The sequence below is a fragment of the Geothermobacter hydrogeniphilus genome (assembly GCF_002093115.1).
GTDB lineage: Bacteria > Desulfobacterota > Desulfuromonadia > Desulfuromonadales > Geothermobacteraceae > Geothermobacter_A > Geothermobacter_A hydrogeniphilus.
In genome coordinates, this window is the sequence record NZ_NAAD01000028.1 from 1 (window position 1) to 17,900 (window position 17,900).

Sequence of the window (17,900 nt, forward strand, 5' to 3'; positions counted from 1 at the left end):
GCGAAGACTGAAACCACAGGTGTAGCGGCAGCTACATCGAGGATTGAAGGCTGAGCGTAACGCAGCAGATGTGCGCGTATCGGCCGCCCCCAGCACTACCGTTGAAGGAAACGGGGTGCCCAGGGGAGCCTGACCAAAGGACGGGGCCTTAAGCGCTCCCCCCAACACCACCGTTTCGAGGCGGTCGAGACGTGTGCAGATGCAAGGCGTCTCGCGGGCCGAGGAATGAGGCGTAGCGGCAGCTACGTCGGAATGACGAGGCACGCGAGCAACGCCGCAGATGCGCGCGTATCGGCCGCCCTACTTAATTGGAACCACCAGGATGGGGCGTGTCGACTTCCTCAACACCTTCTCCGCGACACTGCCGAGAAAGGTATGTGACACCAGACCCTTGCCGTGCGTGCCGCAGATGATCAGATCGGGGTCGAGCCGGTCGGCGACCGAGAGGATGGTCGCCGCCGGTCGTCCGTAATGGACCTCGATACCGGCGATCCGCTGCAGATCCTCGGGATGATCCTGCAACTCGTCAGCGGCGAATTTCTCCAGCCGCTGGCGGATGGTCTCGATCAGCGTTTCGCGATTGGTCTGCTCCAGCTTCACGAAGACCTCCTCCCCCATCACCGCCGCGACATAGCTCTCCATCGCCGGATCCATGGCCGGCATGACGTGCAGGATATGGATGACGGCATCGTAGCGGCGCGCCAGGCTCACGGCATGGCGAAAAGCGTGGGCCGAGTTGTCCGACAGGTCAGTCGCATACAGCAGGGTGTGATAACCGGGAATCATCAGACTCTCCTTTCAGGCCACGACCGCAGACCGCCGCTGACGCAATTTCTGCCAGGCGATGACCAGGCCGAGGACGATCAATCCGGGAATATAGGCGATGTAGTGGTTTTCGATACCGAACAGCTCACCGAAAAAGTCAGGCCGGAACATCATCGCCGCGACCAGCAGCAGCAGCGGCACATCCCACCAGCGATTGCGCCAGGCGAACCAGCCCTGGGTCGCACCGGCAAAAGCGAAGGCTCCCAGGCAGGTCATGATGAAAATCAGGATCGCCAGCCCCCAGCTGTTGATGTTCCACAGCAGCAGATCATGATTGAAAATGAACATGAACGGCAGGATCGCGGTACGGATATCGTACATAAAACCCTGCAACCCGGTCGGAATCGGTTCTGAATGGGCGATGGCGCTCGCGGCGTAGGCCGCCAGCCCGACCGGGGGGGTATCGTCCGCCAGAATACCGAAATAGAAGCAGAACAGGTGCGCCGCGATCAACGGCACGAAAAACCCCTGGTCGGCGGCAATGGTGACAATGACCGGAGCGGTGAGGCTGGCCATCACGATGTAGGTGGCGGTGGTCGGCAGCCCCATGCCGAGCAGCAGACTGGCAAAAGCAGTGATGCCGAGCATGGCGTAAATGTTGCCGCGGCTCAGGGTGTCGATAACATCGGTGATCAATCCCCCCAGGCCCATGGTCACCACGCCGACGATAATCCCGGCCGCCGCCGTCGCCACCGCCACGCTGACCATGTTGCGCGCCCCGGCCACCAACCCCTGGTAGATCTCCGACAACCCCCGCCGGACTCCTTCGGCGACCGTCCCTTCACCGCGCATCCTGGCCCGCGCCGCATGCTGGAAGAGCATGATCAGCATCAGCACCATGGTCGCGCGAAAAGCCGCCAGATCGGGGGAATGGCGGGGAATGATCAGCTCGTAAAGCAGCACCAGCAGCGGCACCAGGTAATGCAGGCCGCCCACCAGGGTGTGGAAGAAACGGGGCAGATCGGCCTTCGGCAGGCCGCGCAGACCGAGCTTGTTGGCCTCGATATGGGTCAGAAAGAAGAGGGTTGCGTAAGAGGCGAAAGCCGGTATCGCCGCTGCCTTGCAGACTTCGAGATAAGGGATATTGACATACTCGGCGATGATGAAGGCCGCCGCCCCCATGATCGGCGGCATGATCTGTCCGTCGGTACTCGCCGCGACCTCGATGGCCGCCGCTTTCTTTGCCGGATAACCGACCTTCTTCATCAGCGGGATGGTAAAGGTTCCGGTGGTGACCACGTTGGCGATCGAAGACCCGGACACCAGCCCGGTCAACCCGGAACTCATCACCGCCGCCTTGGCCGGTCCGCCCTTGTAACGACCCAGCAGGCTCATCGCCAGGTCGATGAAGAACTTACCGCCGCCGGCCTTCTCCAGCATCGCCCCGAAGAGGACGAAAAGAAAAACAATGCGGGCCGAAACATCGAGCGGAATACCGTAAATTCCCTCGGTAGTCAGGGATATCTGGGTGATGTAGCGATTGATGCTGACCCCCTTGAAGGACAGGAAATCAGGCATATAGGGGCCGAAGAACGCATAGAGAGAAAAGAAAATGGCGATGATCGGCAAAGCGGGGCCGATGGTGCGCCGCGTCGCTTCAAGCAGAAACAGCACCAGCAGGATGCCGAACAGCAGGTCACGCGGAATCGGTGCCCCGATGCGGGTTGCCAGGTCTTCATAATCGACGGCGATGTAAAGGGCCGCGGCGACGGCCAGCAGAGCCAGAACAAGATCGGCCCAGGGGATTTTCTGTTTTTCCCCCAACCAGCGCAGACCGGGAATCGTTACCGGGCGCCTGAGGGTCGGATAGGCCATGAAGACGATGGCGAAAGCGAAAGCGAGATGAATCGCCCGGGTATAGGTGGAATCGATCAGCAGCCAGCTGGCCAGGGAGAGTTGAAACAGCGACCAGCAGAGGGCGACCGCCGGCAGCAGATAACGTGTCCAGTCACGCGGCCGGCGCAGACCATACTCCTCTTCCTCCAGCAAACGACGGGCTTCATCACTGCCCGTTGATTCCGGTTGCGGCATCGGTTCGGACATTGCAGCCTCCACTGGGTCCGGAATGACTGAACCCCGAGAAAACGAAGCGGCAGGAGCCGGCCGGCTCCTGCCGAAAAGTGACCTGACCGAAGCAGGCGTCTATTTGAGCAGACCGGCCTCCTTGTAATATCTCAACGCTCCCGGATGAATCGGCGCCGAGAGCCCCTGCAACATGCTTTCCTTGGTCAGGACCGCGTAGGCGGGGTGCAGTTTCTTGAATTCCTCGAAGTTCTCGAACACTTCTTTGGTGATGGCATAGACCACGTCATCAGGCACGTCGGCGCTGGTACAGAGAGTCGCTTTGACACCGAAGGTAGGAACATTTTCCTTGTTCGTCACCCCGGGATACTGATCGACCGGGATGAAGGAGGACGCATAATAGGGGAACTGGGCTACCAACTTGTCGACAATCGGCTTCGGCACCTCGACGAAGTTGACCTTGCGGGCGCCGGCAACGGCTTCCTTGACCGAACCATTGGGATGGCCGACGGTGTAGAAGAAGGCATCGATACGACCATCCTGCAGCATGCCGGCCGACTCGGCGGCCTTGAGTCCCTCGGCCTTCAGGTCCTTCTTGTAATCGATGCCGGCGGCAGTCAGGGCATCGATGGCGTTGCCGCGCTGGCCGGAGCCGGGGTTGCCGATATTGACCACTTTGCCGCGCAGGTCATTGATGGTCCTGATGTGCTTGTCGGCGGCGGCGACAATGGTCACCGACTCGGGATGGATGGAAAAGACCGCCCGCAGCTTCTTGAACGGTTTGCCTTCCCAGTCGGCGGTGCCGTTGTAGGCCTGGTACTGACGGTCGGACTGGACAATGCCGAACTCGAGGTCGCCGCTCTTGATGGCGTTGATGTTGAAGACCGAACCACCGGTCGATTCGACGGTGGCCCGCAGGTTGTAGAGCTTGCGCTTCTTGTTGACCATCTTGGCGATGGCGCCGCCGGTCGGATAATAGACACCGGTGACCCCCCCGGTGCCGATGGTGACGTAACGCACCCTGGCCGCCGACGACGTCAGCGGGATAAAGCTGAGAGTCACCAGCAGAGACAGACAGGCAATCCAGAAACGTTTCATTGTTCGCACCTCCTTTTTGGCGGTTAGACAACCATGAAATCCTGCAGCGGACAAATCAGGCATAGAGCTGAAATCACACAGATTTCAACTATATCAGGGGTCATCCTGCTTGCAACACGACCAGCATCAGAAAGAATTCAACCGCCGGATAAAGGCCTTGAGCAGACCGAAATTGCGATTGTTGAATTCAAAAGCCAGGCGCGGCAGAGACAGCAGGTCGGGCTGGTCCTGTTCCTTGGCAAGCGGTCCGGTGAGGCGGAAATGACTTCCCGGAGCAAGAATCTGGTGAAATTCATCCGTCAAAATCCGCAGATGATCGGTATCAAGCGGCTTGTTGAGGCGAATCACCAGAATCTTGCCGACAAAACGCATCGAATGGTAGACGCGATAGAACTCATCGATGTATGCCACCGCCTCGGCTGGATCACGGGTGATGGAAAACAGGCTGAAATCCTCTCCCGAAATCAGCCCCTTCTTGAGCAGGGTATCGCGGGTGAACTGGAACCACTGCTCCCAGTAGTCCCCCTGGTCATCATCGATCATCACCAGCGGGATCGGCGGGTTCTTGCCGGTCTGGATCAGGGTCATGATCTCCATCGCCTCGTCCATGGTGCCGAATCCGCCGGGGAAGAGTGCCACGGCATGCGCTTCCTTGAGAAACGCGACCTTGCGGTTGAAGAAGTACTTGTAGACGATGACCCGGTCGTTGTTGTTACCCATGACCGGGTTGGTCTCCTGCTCGAAGGGAAGACGGATATTGACCGCGAACGAGTTGTCGGCCCCCGCCCCTTCGTTGCCGGCCTGCATGATGCCGCCACCGCCGCCGGTGATGACCATGTAATCGTGTTCGGCGAGCATCCGCGAAAAGTCAACGCACTTGCGGTAGATCGGCTCCTCAGGTGCGGTGCGCGCCGAGCCGAAGATGGTCACCTTCTTGCGTCCCCGGTAGGGCCCGAAGACCTTGTTGGTATAGCGCATCTCCTTCATGGTGGTACGCATCAGTTTCAGGTCGGCCAGGTAATCGGTATCCTGCCCCGCCTTCAACGCGCTGAGAATCATTTCCCGAATAATCTTGGGATGGTGAACCCCGACACGATTCACCAGGGCCTCAATTATCTCGTCGATTTCACCATTACTGCGATTGAAATGAAGTTCCATACCTATCCCTTCAGCAGGCCGGGAATCCTCCCGGAAAAAGAAGGATTAATTATAGCATAGACCTGAACCAGTAGCTCATGCCGGATGAAGAGTGCAAGTTCTTGGCCTGAGTGCGGTTTTCAAAAAGCTGAGGCGCCCCCACAGGTTCGCCGGTGATTTTTGAAAAGTGCAGGAAGGTCAATGACTTGTGCTATTCGCCGGGAATGGAGTTACTGATTCAGGTTAGTCGTTAGCGACGATCCAGAAAGTTTCGCGACGCCAGGCGATCAGCTGCAATCCAGATGCCACGGAGACTGGAGCCGGCATACCGCCGGTCGCATTCAAGGTAGAGTGCCCGCAGCTCCTTTTCGAGACGATAGAATTCTTCCCGCTGCGCCTCATCGAGACGCTCTTCGACCACTTCACAGAGAAAAGTGACACAGTTGAAGGGCCGTCGCTGCACCGGCCAGAGACAGCCGCCCGGACCAAGCAGGGGGCAGGTGGAAGAAAAATCGGGCTGGGGAACAGGATCATTGCGCAACAGGAAGGTCAACAGGTTTGCCAGGGTGACATGATGGAGCCCCCTGGCACAGCAGGCACCGAGGCAGTCGCGGCAGAGTTCCGACCCGCCTACGCTCAGGAAAAAATCATGCATCCGCCCCTGCAGACGTTCGATCCGGTCGATCTGGACTTCCAGCCAGCGTCGTTCGGCATCAGGCAGAGCGGCAACTTCGGTCGTCAGGCGGGTGAGGATGGTCTGCCAGCTGTGCTCAAGGGAGTGAGAGGAGGTCATGAGGGAAGAGTCCTGTTTTCCAACCGTATTACGCAGAAGCAACACAGCAGGCGGGTGCGTATCGGCCGCCCTCGCAGAAAACCCGCGGGGTCGCGGCCCCGCCCGCCGCCTTCCTCTTTTGCTGGCCCAAAAGAGGAAGCAGAAAAAGGCCATCGCCGGCGGCGGGCATGGACACTGCCCCTTGCCAACCATGCTGATGACGAAACCCGCGGCGCTCTCGTAGCACCGCCCGGCAGTGGTGGTACGTGAACCTGTCTACGCGGGGAGGCAAACTAGCGGGCTGCGCAGAAAAACCATGAAAACCTGAAAGAATACAACCCATATTCCCCGGCATTTCAGCCCCCGCACCACCGTTGAGGGGCGGATGCGTATCGGCCGCCCTCGTACCACCGTTGAAGGCGGTCGAGATTCGTGCAGATGCAAGGCGTCTCGTAACTGAAGGAGTGAGGTGTAGCGGCAGCTACTCCGCAGCGACTGAAGGCGCGAGCAACGCAGCAGATGTGCGGATATCGGCCGCCCTCGCAGCAAAAAAGTGGCCGAAGAGGGCCATAAGCCGGGTCCTGTCCCCCACCGCGGTTACCCCCGGCGGGGTGGTGATCATTCATCTAGGACCGCCGTTGCCGACGGCCTCAAGCAGCCTACCCGGGAGTCTCGGACGGGCCGCCCTCAAACACTCCCCTATTCGGCCTTGCTCCGGATGGGGTTTACCGAGCATCCGACGTCACCGCCGGACCTGGTGAGCTCTTACCTCACCCTTTCACCCTTACCACGTCTCCGCCGAAGCGTTTCAGTGGCGGTCTTCTCTCTGTGGCACTTTCCCTGGGGTCACCCCCGGTTCCCGTTAGGAACCATCCTGCCCTGCGGAGCCCGGACTTTCCTCCCGCCCGCCATGACAGCGGGCCGGCGATCACCTGTCCCTCTTCGACCACGATCCGGACTGTCTCTAGCCCTGTTCGGTCTGCACGTAGATCAGCCGATTGCAGTGCGGGCAGTATTGCGGCTTATCCAGTTTGAAAAGACTGTTGTAAAGCTGGGGCGGCAGCTGCATATTGCAACCGGTACAGGCACCGTTGCGCGCCTCGACCACCGCCATCCCGCCGCGCCGCGAGATCAGGGTCTGGTAGCGCTTGCGCACCCCGGCCGGAATCTGTTCCAGCAGGCTCTCCTTCCTGCCGTTCATTTCAGCGACACTGGAGGAGAAGCCGGCCATTTCCTGGTCGACCTCGGCCTGCCGGGCCTCGACGGTCGCGGCCAGAGAGGCGAGCTCCTGCTCTTTTTCGGCACGGTCACTGCCGAGGGACTCAAGCTGCCGGTCGACCTCGGTCAACTGCGCCTGCAGATCCCGAATCATCGCCTTGGCAGTGTCAATTTCCTTCAGCACCGCGACATACTCTTTCTGGGTCTTGATGTCGGGCAGACGGGCGTCGGAACGCTCGATATTCCGCTCTTCCTGGGCGATGGCATCATTCAATTCGCGACGACGGGTCTGAAACCCTTCCATCTCGTCGGCCAGACCGTCAACCATCTCCTGGACCCGGGCCATTTCCAGACGCTGTTCGGAAATGGCGCTTTCGAGCTGCCGGCGCTTTTCATCCAGCTGAATCAACTGCTGGTCAAGGCTCTGCAGCTCCCGCAATACAACTAGCTTCTCTTGCAAGGTTCAAACCTCCGCACTTCGGGTTCGGCCCGAATCGGCGAACATGCGCCATGGCCGTCCGGACAGGACATGGCCACGGGAAAATGCCCGCAAACCCGGGGTGGACAAAAAAACAGGGGATCAGATCACCTGAAAAGGTTCCTTCTCCCCCGACATCGAAACAAACTCAACCGGCCATTGCCGTTGTTCGGCGATGGCTGACAACGCGGCCCGCAGGTCATCCACGACCAGCTGTTCAGTACCGAAATGTCCGGCATCGAGCAACCCGAGACCCAGCTGCTCGGCACTGCGGGCTTCATGGTACTTGATGTCACCGGTTACCAGAACATCCGCCCCCCGACGCGCCGCTTCATGAATCAGAAAGGCGCCGCTGCCGCCGCAGACGGCCACTTTTTCGACCGGTTGTCGCGGATCTCCGACCAGCCGCAGATGATCGAGAGCCAGGGCGTCCTTCACCCGACGGGCGAAGGCTTCAAGACTGATTTCGGCTGATAACCGACCGATGCGGCCGAGACCGATATCCTCCCGCCGGTTCCGCAGCGGAAAAAGGTCGTAGGCAACATCCTCATAGGGATGTGCCTTGAGCAGCCGGTTGATCACCCGCCCGCTGAGTTCAGCCGGCACGGCCACTTCCAGACGCCACTCCGGGGTCCGTTCCCGTTCACCGGGACGGCCGATAAACGGGGTGCAATCAGGACCGGCGCGAAAACTTCCCTCTCCAAAAACCCGGAAAGAACAGCAGTCATAAGCCCCGATCCGCCCGGCGCCGGCGGCAAACAGGGCCTCGGCGACGGCATCCTGATGACCGTCCGGGATGAAAACCACCAGTTTCAGCAACTCGCCTTCCCGTCCGCCCAGCAACGGCTGCGTCCCGTTCAACCCGAGTCTGTCCGCCAGCCAGTCGTTGAGGCCGGGGCAGGCGCGATCAAGATTGGTGTGAGCACAGAGGACGGCAACTTCGGCGCGAATCGCGGCGAAGACCGACCGCCCCGGTTCGTCACCCGGGCTGACCCGTTTCAACGGCTTGAGCAGCAGTGGATGATGGGCAATCAGGGCCTGGGCGCCGGCGGCGACGGCCCGTTGCACGGCCGCTTCATTGACATCCAGACAGACCAGAACCCGGCGGACTTCAGACCCCGGATCTCCGACCTGCAGGCCGACATTGTCCCAGTCCTCAGCCAGCGCCGGGGGGTACAATCCGTTCAGGGCGCCGAGCAGATCATGAATGCGTATGATGCGTTCTTTGGCCATGGCAAAGAAAAAGAGTGCAACTCTAGGGTTGCACTCTTTTTGACTCTTTCAAGAGAAGGTATGCAGATATGAGTTGGTGACTCATGTTCTCCCTGTGGTGGGCCCACCAGGACTCGAACCTGGGACCAACCGGTTATGAGCCGGTGGCTCTACCAACTGAGCTATAGGCCCGCTATTACAAACGCGAAGAGCTTAGTTTATTCAGAACACTGAAGACTGTCAAGAGCAGAGCGTTTTTTTCATCGCGACGTCCTCAGCGCTCCGGAACCTCGACAAAACTCTTCAGACGCTTGGCCCGGCTCGGATGACGCAACTTGCGCAGAGCCTTGGCCTCGATCTGCCGAATACGCTCACGGGTGACCTGAAAATCCTGACCGACCTCCTCCAGGGTGTGATCCGATTTTTCACCGATACCGAAACGCATCCGCAGCACCTTTTCCTCGCGCGGGGTCAGGGTGGCCAGCACCTTGGCGGTCGAATCGCTGAGATTGCCCTTGATCACCGCCTCCAGCGGGGAAACCACCGCTTTGTCTTCGATGAAATCACCGAGAGAGGAATCTTCCTCTTCACCGATCGGGGTTTCGAGACTGATCGGCTCCTTGGCGATCTTGAGGACCCGGCGCACCTTCTCCAGCGGCAGCTCCATGCGCTCGGCGATCTCCTCCGGAGTCGGCTCGCGCCCCATCTCCTGGACCAGCTGACGACTGGTGCGGATCAGCTTGTTGATGGTCTCGATCATGTGCACCGGGATGCGGATGGTGCGGGCCTGATCGGCAATGGCGCGGGTGATCGCCTGACGGATCCACCAGGTGGCATAGGTCGAAAACTTGTAGCCGCGCTGATATTCGAACTTGTCGACCGCCTTCATCAGGCCGATATTGCCTTCCTGGATCAGATCGAGGAACTGCAGTCCGCGGTTGGTGTATTTCTTGGCGATGGAAACCACCAGCCGCAGGTTGGCTTCGACCAGCTCGGTCTTGGCCTGCTTGGCCTTCCATTCACCCTTCTGCACCTCTTTCAACGACTCGACCAGTTCCTCGGGAGCGAACCCCGACTCCTCCTGCACCTTCTTGAATTTCCGTTGGGCCCCCTTGAGGCGCTTCTCGACCACCAGCAGGGTATCGATCGGCACATTCAATTCCTCGGCGATGGCTCGCGCCTCATCATCATTTTTGCGCATCCTGCGCAACAGGGTCTTGATTTCACGATGCGGGCGGCCGAGCTCCTTTTCACAGGCGGCGACTTCGGACAATCCCTTCTTGACCTGTTTGCCCAACTCCTTGAGCCGATCGACGATCTTGGCCACCTGGTGATCCTTGAGCCGCACCTGGCGCAGCAGTTCGGCAATCCGCTCACCCAGCTCGCGGGATTCTTCTTCCAGCCGCTCCTTCTCCTCCTTCGGCAACTTCGGGGTCGCCAGACGCTCCCGTTTCTCGCGCAGGCTGGGATTCAGTTCGGCGATTTCCGCAATCAGCGCCTGCACCCGCTCCTGCTGCCGGACGGCCGCTTCACTGCCTTCTTCCTCGTCATATTCCTTGGTGATTTCAGCCACGCCGATCTGTCCCTTGTTGAGCCGCTCTCCAAGGGCAATCACCTCGCGGAAGGCGATCGGGGTTTTCAGAATCACCCGCGTCACCAGGGCTTCGCCCTCTTCGATGCGCTTGGCAATCTCCACCTCACCCTCGCGGGTCAACAACGAAACCTGTCCCATTTCCCGCAGGTACATACGCACCGGGTCACTGGTGCGCCCCATGGTGCCGGCCTCGAACTCTTCTTCCTCATCATCCCGGGACGGGGTATCGAGTTCCGCCTCCTTGCGGTTGGTGGCCTTCGTTTCGGAATCGACAACTTCAATATCCATCTCTCCGAACAGGGTCATGACACTGTCGAGCCGTTCCGACCCAACCATGTCCGAAGGCAGGATATCGTTGACCTCATCGTAGGTCAGGTAGCCTTTTTCCTTGCCGAGATCGATCAGTTGCTGAACTTCATCCATCGAGGTTTTCTTCGACATGCCTCGTGTTCTCCTCGTCGCGACCACAGGCCGCTTTTATGAATTAAGATTATCGACCCGTCCCCTTGAGACGCTGGCCGAGTTCCGTCATTTTCCTGTTCAATGCGACAAGTTCGTCGCGCGGACCGGAACGCTCAACCAGGGCGATCCGCTGTTTGAGTTTCTTCATTTCCTTTCTGATCGCGCTATCTTCAATCCCTTTGCGACAGTTGGCGAAAATGGCCTCCAGATCGTCACCCAGGGCATCCGGGTTTTCCTTAAGGATACCCGACAAAACCTCCTTTTGCTGTCCATCAAGCTCAGTCGACTCCAGCAAATCCTCCGGGTCGGCTTCGGGATGACGACCGAAGGCGCGGACCAGGGCGGAGATATCAGGGTGCAGCAGCTCCTCCGGGTTCACGAGTTGCTCCACCTGCGGCAGAAACTCCCGGTTCACCAGCAGCAGTTGCAACAGCATCCGTTCGGCCTTGGTCGGCCCTTCCCGGTGCGACGGTCCGGAAAGACCAGGCTCCTCGGGCAATGGTCCCGGTGGAGACGGTTCAACCGGGAACCTCTCCGGAGGAGGAGGCGCCAACTGCACTTCAATCCGGGGACGCGACCGCTGCAGCTCGCCGAGCTTGCGCTGCAGCAGGTCTTCCGCCAGACCGGTGCGACCGGCCAGCTGCTTCAGGTAGAGGCTGCGTTCAATCTCCCCCGGCAGCAGGCCGATGCGCTGCAGAATCTCGTCCACCCCCCTGGCCTGTTCGGAAACCCCGCTGCCGGCAACCAGCAGGCGATCCATGTACCACTCCAGAACCGGCCGGGCCCGGGTCAGGCAGTTGTCAAAAGCCTCGCGGCCGGCACCGGCAAGAAAGGAATCGGGGTCCTCACCGGGGGCCAGATTGACGATCTGGACCTCCAGCCCTTCCGGCAGGGCAACCTCCATCGCCCGCAGGGCCGCCGTCTGCCCGGCCTGATCCTGGTCAAAGAGCAGCACCAGCTTCTGTGCGTAGCGCTTCAGCAACCGGGCATGGTCCAGGGTCAGTGCCGTACCGCAGGTGGCGACGGCCTGGGTGATCCCCGCCCGGTGCATGGCCAGCACGTCGAAATACCCCTCGACCACGATCGCCATGTCGCTGCGCCGCATCGCCTCCTTGGCACGATAGAGCCCGTAGAGAACCCGGCTCTTATGGTAAATCGGCGACTCGGGTGAATTGATGTACTTCGCGCCGTCTCCACTCAATATCCGACCGCCGAAAGCGACCACCTGGCCGTAGTGATCGAAGATCGGGAAAATCAGCCGCCCGCGAAACAGGTCGTAGTCACCACGACCCTGCTTGCCGGGACGAACCAGTCCCAACCGCCGCGCCGGATCGATATCGAGCCCCTTCTCCCGCAGGTGAGTCAACAGCGCGTCCCAACGGTCCGGGGCATAGCCGAGCTGAAACGCCTGCGCCATCTTCTGCCCGTAGCCGCGGGTATTCAGGTACTGCTGGGCAGCGCCGCCGACCGACTTCTGCAGCAGCATCTGCTGATAAAACCCGCAGGCCACCTCGTTGAGACGACGCAGTTTCTCGTTCTCGCGACGGGCGGCCTCCTGCTCCGGCGAGAGGCGCTCCTCTGCGATTTCGATACCGGCCTCACCCGCCAGCCGACGAACGGCATCCTTGAAACCGAGTCCCTCCATCTTCATCAGGAAGGTGATGGCATTGCCTCCCTCGCCGCAACCGAAACAATGAAAAATCTGCCGGGCGCTGTTGACATTGAACGAGGGCGATTTCTCACTGTGAAACGGGCAGAGCCCGAAGTTGTTCACACCGCTGCGCTTCAATGCGACATATCGCCCGACCAGCTCGACGATATCGATCCGGTCACGCACCTGCTCAACGATCTCTTCGGGGATACGCCCCATCAATTCTCCAACTCCACCACGGTCACGTTGTCCCCCCCCTGACTGAGATCAGCGGCATGAAACGCCGTCACCGCGCGGTGCCCGGCCAGCAACTCACGTACCGCCCGGCGCAGCACACCTTCACCGCTGCCGTGGACCACCTCGACCCGGCGTTGCTGGTTGAGCAGGGCATCGTCGAGAAAACGCTCCAGGCGCGGCAGGGCCTCGTCGACCCGGCTGCCGACCAGCAGCAGCTTCGGCTGAAATCCTTCGCGCACCCGGACGCCGCGAACACGCGCCGCGCGCTTCCCCGGATAACGCGGCCGGGATTCGAATTCGAGATCGGCCAGGCGGCAGCGCAGACGTTTACCGGCCAGCAACAGGTCAACCTGCTCACCGTCAACCCTGACCACTTCCCCCTCGCTGCCCAGGCGCCGCAACCGTACCAGCTCTCCCGGTTCAAGGGCGCGACACGGCCGCGCACCGGCCACCGGCGCCGGCCGCGGGGACTCGGCCGCCACATCACGCACGGCCCGGGCCAGTTCGGCCTGGCGCGGGGTTGACAGCCCATCCCCCCTGGCCTCCTCGAACAGCTGCCGCAGCCGGGTTTCGGCATCACGCACCAGTTTTCGCGCCTGGCGACGGGCCTTGTCGAGCAGATCGCGCCGTTGCTGTTCAAATTCGTGCAGCAAGACACGACGACGTTCCCGCTCCTGTCCGGCCAGGCGCTTCAGACGCTCGGCCTCGGCGGCATCTTCGGCGGCCTGCTGCCGCAAGCGGTTCAACTCTTCCAGCAGTTGCTGCCCGGAACGGTCGCCGGGGGCAAGATAGCTCTCGGCCCGCTGCAGCAGTTCATCCGGCAGGCCCATGCGCCGGGCGATGGTGAAAGCGCCACTGGCCCCGGGGACCCCGTAGTGCAGCCGGTAGGTCGGCTCCAGGGTCTCCGGGTCGAATTCCACCGCGGCGTTGACCACCTCTTCGGTCAGCTGGGCATATCCCTTGACCAGGTTGAGATGGGTGGTCACCACCGTTTTCGACCGCCGGACGCGCAACTCTTCGAGCAGGGCCATGGCCAGCGCCCCACCCTCCACCGGGTCGGTTCCGGTCCCGACTTCGTCGAGCAGCACCAGGCTGTTCTCATCCGCCTGCCGCAGCACCTCCCGCACCTGGCGCAGATGCCCGGAAAAGGTCGACAGATTGGCGGCAATGTCCTGTTCGTCGCCGATATCCGCCAGCACCTTGCCGAACAGGCAGGTGCGGCTGTCGGGATGACAGGGGATATGCAATCCCGAGGCGAGCATCAACTGCAACAGGCCGAGGGTCTTGAGAGCGACAGTTTTGCCGCCGGTATTCGGTCCGCTGATGACCAGCACCCGCGCCTCGGCGCCCAGCCGCAGATCAATCGGTACGGCAACCCGGTTGTTGACCGCACCGTCGGCATCGAACAACAGCAGCGGATGACGTGCCTGGCGCAGGTCGAATTCGGGCGCCGCCGTCAACCGCGGCGCGCAACCGCCATAGTCCCGCGAAAGACGCCCCGCGGCGCAACGCAGGTCGAGACACCCGAGAACCTGCTGGTTGGCCAGCAGTTCGGGAATCGCCCGCCGCACCGCCGCGCTTAACCGCAGCAGGATCCGTCGCACCTCCCGCTGCTCCTCGTGCAGCAGGTGGCAGAGTTCGTTGTTCGCCTCCAGGGTCGCGGCCGGCTCAACATAGAGAGTCTGGCCACTGCCCGATTCATCATGGACAAAGCCGCGCAACAGGCCACGCCGGTCGGCCCGCACCGGCAGAACATAACGATCACCGCGTTCGGTGATCAGGCGATCCTGAAACGCCGGCGCCAGCTGCTCATCCGCCAGCAGCGCTTCGAGGCGCTGACGAATCCGGGCGCGCAGAGTACGAATCCGGGCGCGCAGTTCAGCCAGTTCAAACGACGCGCCGTCGAGTACCTCTCCCCGCGGGCCGATACTCTCCCCCAGCGCCGCACGCAACCCGGCCAGAGGCTGCAACTGCTCCGCCCGGGTCGCCAGCCGGGGCGCGCGCGAGGAGCGCTGAAAATAAGCCCGGCATTCTCCGGCGCAACAGATGGCCCGATGGACCTCCGCCAGAGCTTCGATATCGAGCCAGGCGTCTTCGACCTCAACCCGGCGCAGGGCTTCGCGCAGATCAGCGACGCCGCCGAGCGGAGCCTCTCCCTGCTCGTCCAACAGGCGACGGGCTTCATCAACTTCCGCAAGCGCCGCGGAAATCTCTTCCCTCCCGGACAGCGGTTCCAACGCCAGCGCCGCCAGGCGGCCGGGCTCGGTCCGGGTGCGCATCGCCAGCAGTTCGCGAATGCGTTGATATTCGAGAACCCGCAGGCTGTGTCCGGCCATTCAGCGCCCGCCGTACAGCAGACTGCGACTGCCGTTCATCGCCGACTTGCCGAGGGTGACCAGCGGCGGCGCCAACTGCGACCGGCGCAGCACCGGAGTCAATCCGCCCGGCAGGGGCCGTAGAGAGAGGGCGAAAAGGACAATGGCCAGCAGCAGCACGCCCTGGGCAAGGCCGAAAAAGCCTCCAGCGACACGGTTCAATCCACCGAGAAAAACCAGCTTGACGAAACGCGACAACAGGAAACCGATTGCCCCGAACAGGACGATGCTGGAGAGGAACAGGGCCAGGAAAGCCAGCACCACGCAGACCTGAGCCGGCCAGTCGCAGGCCTTCATCAGCACTTCGCCGAGCGGCCCCTGGTAGCGAAAGGCGAGAAAGCCGCCCACCACCAGGCCGAGCAGCGAGCAGACTTCCTTGAGCAGTCCGCGCAACGCCCCCTTGAGAAGAAAGGCGGCCATCACCCCCAGGATCGCGATATCGAAGCCGTTCATGCCCTGATGTCGACCCTAACCCGCCAGCCGGGCCCTGACCAGGTCGCTGACCAGCTTGCCGTCCGCGCGCCCCTTGGTCCTGGCCGTCAGTTCCTTCATCACCCGTCCCATGTCTTTCATCCCCGCCGCGCCGAGCGCGGTGACCGTCTCTTCGACCATGGCCCGGAGATCCGCTTCATCCAACTGCGCCGGCAGAAACTCCTGCAGCACCAGCAGTTCAGCCTCTTCCTTTTCGGCCAGCTCCGGCCGATCACCGTCACGGAAGGCAGACGCGGCTTCACGGCGCTGCTTGGCCAGGGTCGCAATGACGCTGATCACCGCCTCGTCATCGAGCGGACTGCCGATTTCGATCTCCCGGTTCTTGATCGCCGTACGAACCCCGCGAATGGTCGCAAGGCGCAGCGAGTCCCTGGCTTTCATGGCGGTCTTCATCGCATCGAGCAATTGATCCTGCAGACTCATGGGGACAAGCTCCTTCCCGGAGGAGGGGAAAATGCAAACAGGGCGACCGGACAAGCCGGCGCCCAGAGTAAGCGAATTTTATATGATAAGGTGATGAAATTTATTTTTCAAGGGATAGAAGATTATTTCAACCTAACACAGCCGGCACTTATTTGCCGCGAGCGGCCTTCTCTTCAATCCCGGAAAGACCTAACCGCCGCCGCAGCTCGGCATAAATCCTTTCCGGCGGCAGGTCGTAATAACCGAGCAGCACCAGCACATGGAAGAAGAGATCGGCAACCTCGTAGATCACCTCATCCCTGTTACCTCCCTTGCCGGCCACCGCGGTCTCAGTCGCCTCTTCGCCGATCTTGCCGAGGATCTTGTCGAGCCCCTTGTCGAACAGCGATTTGACATAGGATTTTTCCCCGTCGGCCAGTTGCCTGCGCTCCTGGATGATGTTGTAGAGCGCCTCAAGAATGTCATTGCGGGCATAGAGGGAGGCGGCATCGACCACCTTACCACCCGTCTCGACAGGCCGGCCGTCCCACTTGCGATAGAAACAGCTGCGCTGACCGGTGTGGCAGGCGGCGCCCTGCTGCTCAACCTTGATCAGCAAACAGTCGTTGTCGCAATCGAAACGAATTTCCCTGACCTGCTGAACATGCCCTGAGGATTCACCTTTCATCCACAACTTCTGCCGCGAACGGGAATAGTAGTGGACCTTGCCGACAGCCAGGGTCTGTTCCACCGCCTCGGCGTTCATCCAGGCCATCATCAGCACCTCGCCGCTGTCGGCATCCTGGGTGATTGCCGGGATCAGGCCGTTGTCGTCGAATTTGAGCTGTTCGATCAGGGACATATCGAGAACCTTTGGGGGTTATAGCCACCAAGACACCAAGGACACAAAGAAAACCTTTTTAACGGAGAGTCGCGAAGAAGGAGATGGCGCAGGGAGGAACAAAACCACTTCACTTTGGGTTTTACAATCCAATAAAGACTGTCCCTCCGCCCCCCCCCTCTTCGGCCCCTGCGTTAAATGGCCATTGGTCGTCTTGGTGCTCTTGGTGTCTTGGTGGCTGATAAAGATCTACAATTTTAAATCCGCGCCGGCACGCCGTGCTGTTTCAGATACTGCTTGCACTCGGCGATGGTGTATTCCTTGAAGTGGAAGATCGACGCCGCCAGCGCAGCCGAGGCGCCGCCCTCGACCAGGCCTTCGCGGATATGTTCAAGGTTGCCGACCCCACCCGAGGCGATCACCGGGATCCCGACCGCGTCACTGACCGCGCGGGTCAGTTCGATATCATACCCATCCTTGGTGCCGTCGCAGTCCATCGAGGTCAGCAAAATCTCGCCGCTGCCGTACTCTTCCATCTTCCGCGCCCACGCAACCACGTCGATGCCGGTCGGTTTGCGGCCGCCGTGGGTATAGACCTCCCAGCGCCGCGGATCGGATCCCTCCACCCGACGGGCGTCGATCGCCACCACGATGCACTGACTGCCGAAACGCTCGGCAGCCTCCCTGACAAACTCGGGGTTGAAGACCGCCGCGGTGTTGATCGACACCTTGTCTGCCCCGGCGTTGAGCATCCGGCGCACGTCATCGCAGGTACGGATACCGCCACCGACAGTGAGCGGCATGAACACCCGCTCGGCAGTGCGCCGCACCACGTCGACGATGGTGTCGCGATTGTCGCTCGAAGCGGTGATGTCGAGAAACGTCAGCTCATCGGCACCCTGCGCGTCATAGGCCGCGGCCGCCTCGACCGGGTCACCGGCGTCGCGCAAACCGACGAACTGAACCCCCTTGACGACCCGGCCGTCCTTGACGTCGAGGCAGGGGATGATGCGTTTGGTCAGCATAAAAAACTTCCTGAAATCGGCTAAGGGTCAAAGGTGAAAGGCCAAAAGCAAAGGCTATC

The 17,900-nt window shown here is 61.0% G+C and carries 14 protein-coding genes, 1 tRNA gene and 1 other RNA gene; all 16 read right to left on the reverse strand.

The features are described 5' to 3' along the window. Positions 1-300 precede the first annotated feature (300 nt). The gene (locus B5V00_RS15240; RefSeq protein WP_085011667.1) at positions 301-786 is read right to left on the reverse strand and encodes a universal stress protein; all 486 of its coding nucleotides are present in this window, start codon (positions 784-786) and stop codon (positions 301-303) included. A gap of 12 nt (positions 787-798) precedes the next feature. Further along, the gene (locus tag B5V00_RS15245; RefSeq protein WP_085011668.1) at positions 799-2,868 is read right to left on the reverse strand and encodes a TRAP transporter permease; all 2,070 of its coding nucleotides are present in this window, start codon (positions 2,866-2,868) and stop codon (positions 799-801) included. Positions 2,869-2,967: 99 nt separating this feature from the next. Continuing rightward, positions 2,968-3,945 carry a TAXI family TRAP transporter solute-binding subunit gene (locus B5V00_RS15250; protein ID WP_085011669.1) on the reverse strand — a complete coding sequence of 326 codons (978 nt, stop codon included), beginning with the start codon at positions 3,943-3,945 and terminating at the stop codon, positions 2,968-2,970. A 126-nt stretch (positions 3,946-4,071) separates the two neighbouring features. Then, positions 4,072-5,103, reverse strand: coding sequence for an LOG family protein (locus B5V00_RS15255; RefSeq protein WP_085011670.1), 1,032 nt, complete (start codon positions 5,101-5,103; stop codon positions 4,072-4,074). Positions 5,104-5,332: 229 nt separating this feature from the next. Next, positions 5,333-5,875 carry a hypothetical protein gene (locus B5V00_RS15260; protein ID WP_085011671.1) on the reverse strand — a complete coding sequence of 181 codons (543 nt, stop codon included), beginning with the start codon at positions 5,873-5,875 and terminating at the stop codon, positions 5,333-5,335. A gap of 534 nt (positions 5,876-6,409) precedes the next feature. Next, an RNA gene (rnpB, locus tag B5V00_RS15265) (RNase P RNA component class A) lies at positions 6,410-6,798 on the reverse strand. 20 nt (positions 6,799-6,818) lie between these two features. Then, positions 6,819-7,532 (reverse strand): zinc ribbon domain-containing protein, encoded by a 714-nt coding sequence (locus B5V00_RS15270; protein ID WP_139800803.1) that lies wholly within the window; start codon positions 7,530-7,532, stop codon positions 6,819-6,821. A gap of 120 nt (positions 7,533-7,652) precedes the next feature. After that, positions 7,653-8,783: a Nif3-like dinuclear metal center hexameric protein gene (locus tag B5V00_RS15275; RefSeq protein WP_085011673.1), complete on the reverse strand. Its 1,131-nt coding sequence runs from the start codon at positions 8,781-8,783 to the stop codon at positions 7,653-7,655. Positions 8,784-8,878: 95 nt separating this feature from the next. Continuing rightward, positions 8,879-8,954, reverse strand: a tRNA-Ile gene (locus tag B5V00_RS15280). An 82-nt stretch (positions 8,955-9,036) separates the two neighbouring features. Further along, positions 9,037-10,797, reverse strand: a complete 1,761-nt coding sequence (gene rpoD / locus B5V00_RS15285) for an RNA polymerase sigma factor RpoD (protein ID WP_085011674.1) — start codon at positions 10,795-10,797, stop codon at positions 9,037-9,039. A 49-nt stretch (positions 10,798-10,846) separates the two neighbouring features. Next, positions 10,847-12,688 (reverse strand): DNA primase, encoded by a 1,842-nt coding sequence (dnaG, locus tag B5V00_RS15290; RefSeq protein ID WP_085011675.1) that lies wholly within the window; start codon positions 12,686-12,688, stop codon positions 10,847-10,849. Further along, on the reverse strand, positions 12,688-15,042 hold the full coding sequence (locus B5V00_RS15295) for an endonuclease MutS2 (RefSeq protein WP_085011676.1): 2,355 nt from the start codon (positions 15,040-15,042) through the stop codon (positions 12,688-12,690). Before B5V00_RS15295 ends, dnaG begins: the two co-directional genes overlap by 1 nt. Beyond that, entirely contained in the window at positions 15,043-15,534 is a 492-nt protein-coding gene (locus tag B5V00_RS15300) for a CvpA family protein (protein ID WP_085011677.1), read from the reverse strand. A 15-nt stretch (positions 15,535-15,549) separates the two neighbouring features. Further along, positions 15,550-15,996, reverse strand: coding sequence for a GatB/YqeY domain-containing protein (locus B5V00_RS15305; protein WP_085011678.1), 447 nt, complete (start codon positions 15,994-15,996; stop codon positions 15,550-15,552). Positions 15,997-16,144: 148 nt separating this feature from the next. After that, entirely contained in the window at positions 16,145-16,837 is a 693-nt protein-coding gene (gene hisIE / locus B5V00_RS15310; protein ID WP_085011679.1) for a bifunctional phosphoribosyl-AMP cyclohydrolase/phosphoribosyl-ATP diphosphatase HisIE, read from the reverse strand. A gap of 236 nt (positions 16,838-17,073) precedes the next feature. After that, a complete protein-coding gene (gene hisF / locus B5V00_RS15315) occupies positions 17,074-17,841 on the reverse strand; it encodes an imidazole glycerol phosphate synthase subunit HisF (protein ID WP_085011680.1) in 768 nt (255 codons plus the stop codon). Between the last annotated feature and the right edge of the window lie 59 nt (positions 17,842-17,900).

Excerpts from the sequence above, each read along its gene's own strand:
- hisIE (WP_085011679.1), bottom strand. The coding sequence starts at position 16,837 with ATGTCCCTGATCGAACAGCTCAAATTCGACGACAACGGCCTGATCCCG.
- dnaG (WP_085011675.1), bottom strand. The coding sequence starts at position 12,688 with ATGGGGCGTATCCCCGAAGAGATCGTTGAGCAGGTGCGTGACCGGATC.
- B5V00_RS15245 (WP_085011668.1), bottom strand. The coding sequence starts at position 2,868 with ATGTCCGAACCGATGCCGCAACCGGAATCAACGGGCAGTGATGAAGCC.
- B5V00_RS15300 (WP_085011677.1), bottom strand. The coding sequence starts at position 15,534 with ATGAACGGCTTCGATATCGCGATCCTGGGGGTGATGGCCGCCTTTCTT.
- B5V00_RS15260 (WP_085011671.1), bottom strand. The coding sequence starts at position 5,875 with ATGACCTCCTCTCACTCCCTTGAGCACAGCTGGCAGACCATCCTCACC.
- hisF (WP_085011680.1), bottom strand. The coding sequence starts at position 17,841 with ATGCTGACCAAACGCATCATCCCCTGCCTCGACGTCAAGGACGGCCGG.
- B5V00_RS15295 (WP_085011676.1), bottom strand. The coding sequence starts at position 15,042 with ATGGCCGGACACAGCCTGCGGGTTCTCGAATATCAACGCATTCGCGAA.
- B5V00_RS15250 (WP_085011669.1), bottom strand. The coding sequence starts at position 3,945 with ATGAAACGTTTCTGGATTGCCTGTCTGTCTCTGCTGGTGACTCTCAGC.
- B5V00_RS15305 (WP_085011678.1), bottom strand. The coding sequence starts at position 15,996 with ATGAGTCTGCAGGATCAATTGCTCGATGCGATGAAGACCGCCATGAAA.
- B5V00_RS15255 (WP_085011670.1), bottom strand. The coding sequence starts at position 5,103 with ATGGAACTTCATTTCAATCGCAGTAATGGTGAAATCGACGAGATAATT.
- rpoD (WP_085011674.1), bottom strand. The coding sequence starts at position 10,797 with ATGTCGAAGAAAACCTCGATGGATGAAGTTCAGCAACTGATCGATCTC.
- B5V00_RS15240 (WP_085011667.1), bottom strand. The coding sequence starts at position 786 with ATGATTCCCGGTTATCACACCCTGCTGTATGCGACTGACCTGTCGGAC.
- B5V00_RS15275 (WP_085011673.1), bottom strand. The coding sequence starts at position 8,783 with ATGGCCAAAGAACGCATCATACGCATTCATGATCTGCTCGGCGCCCTG.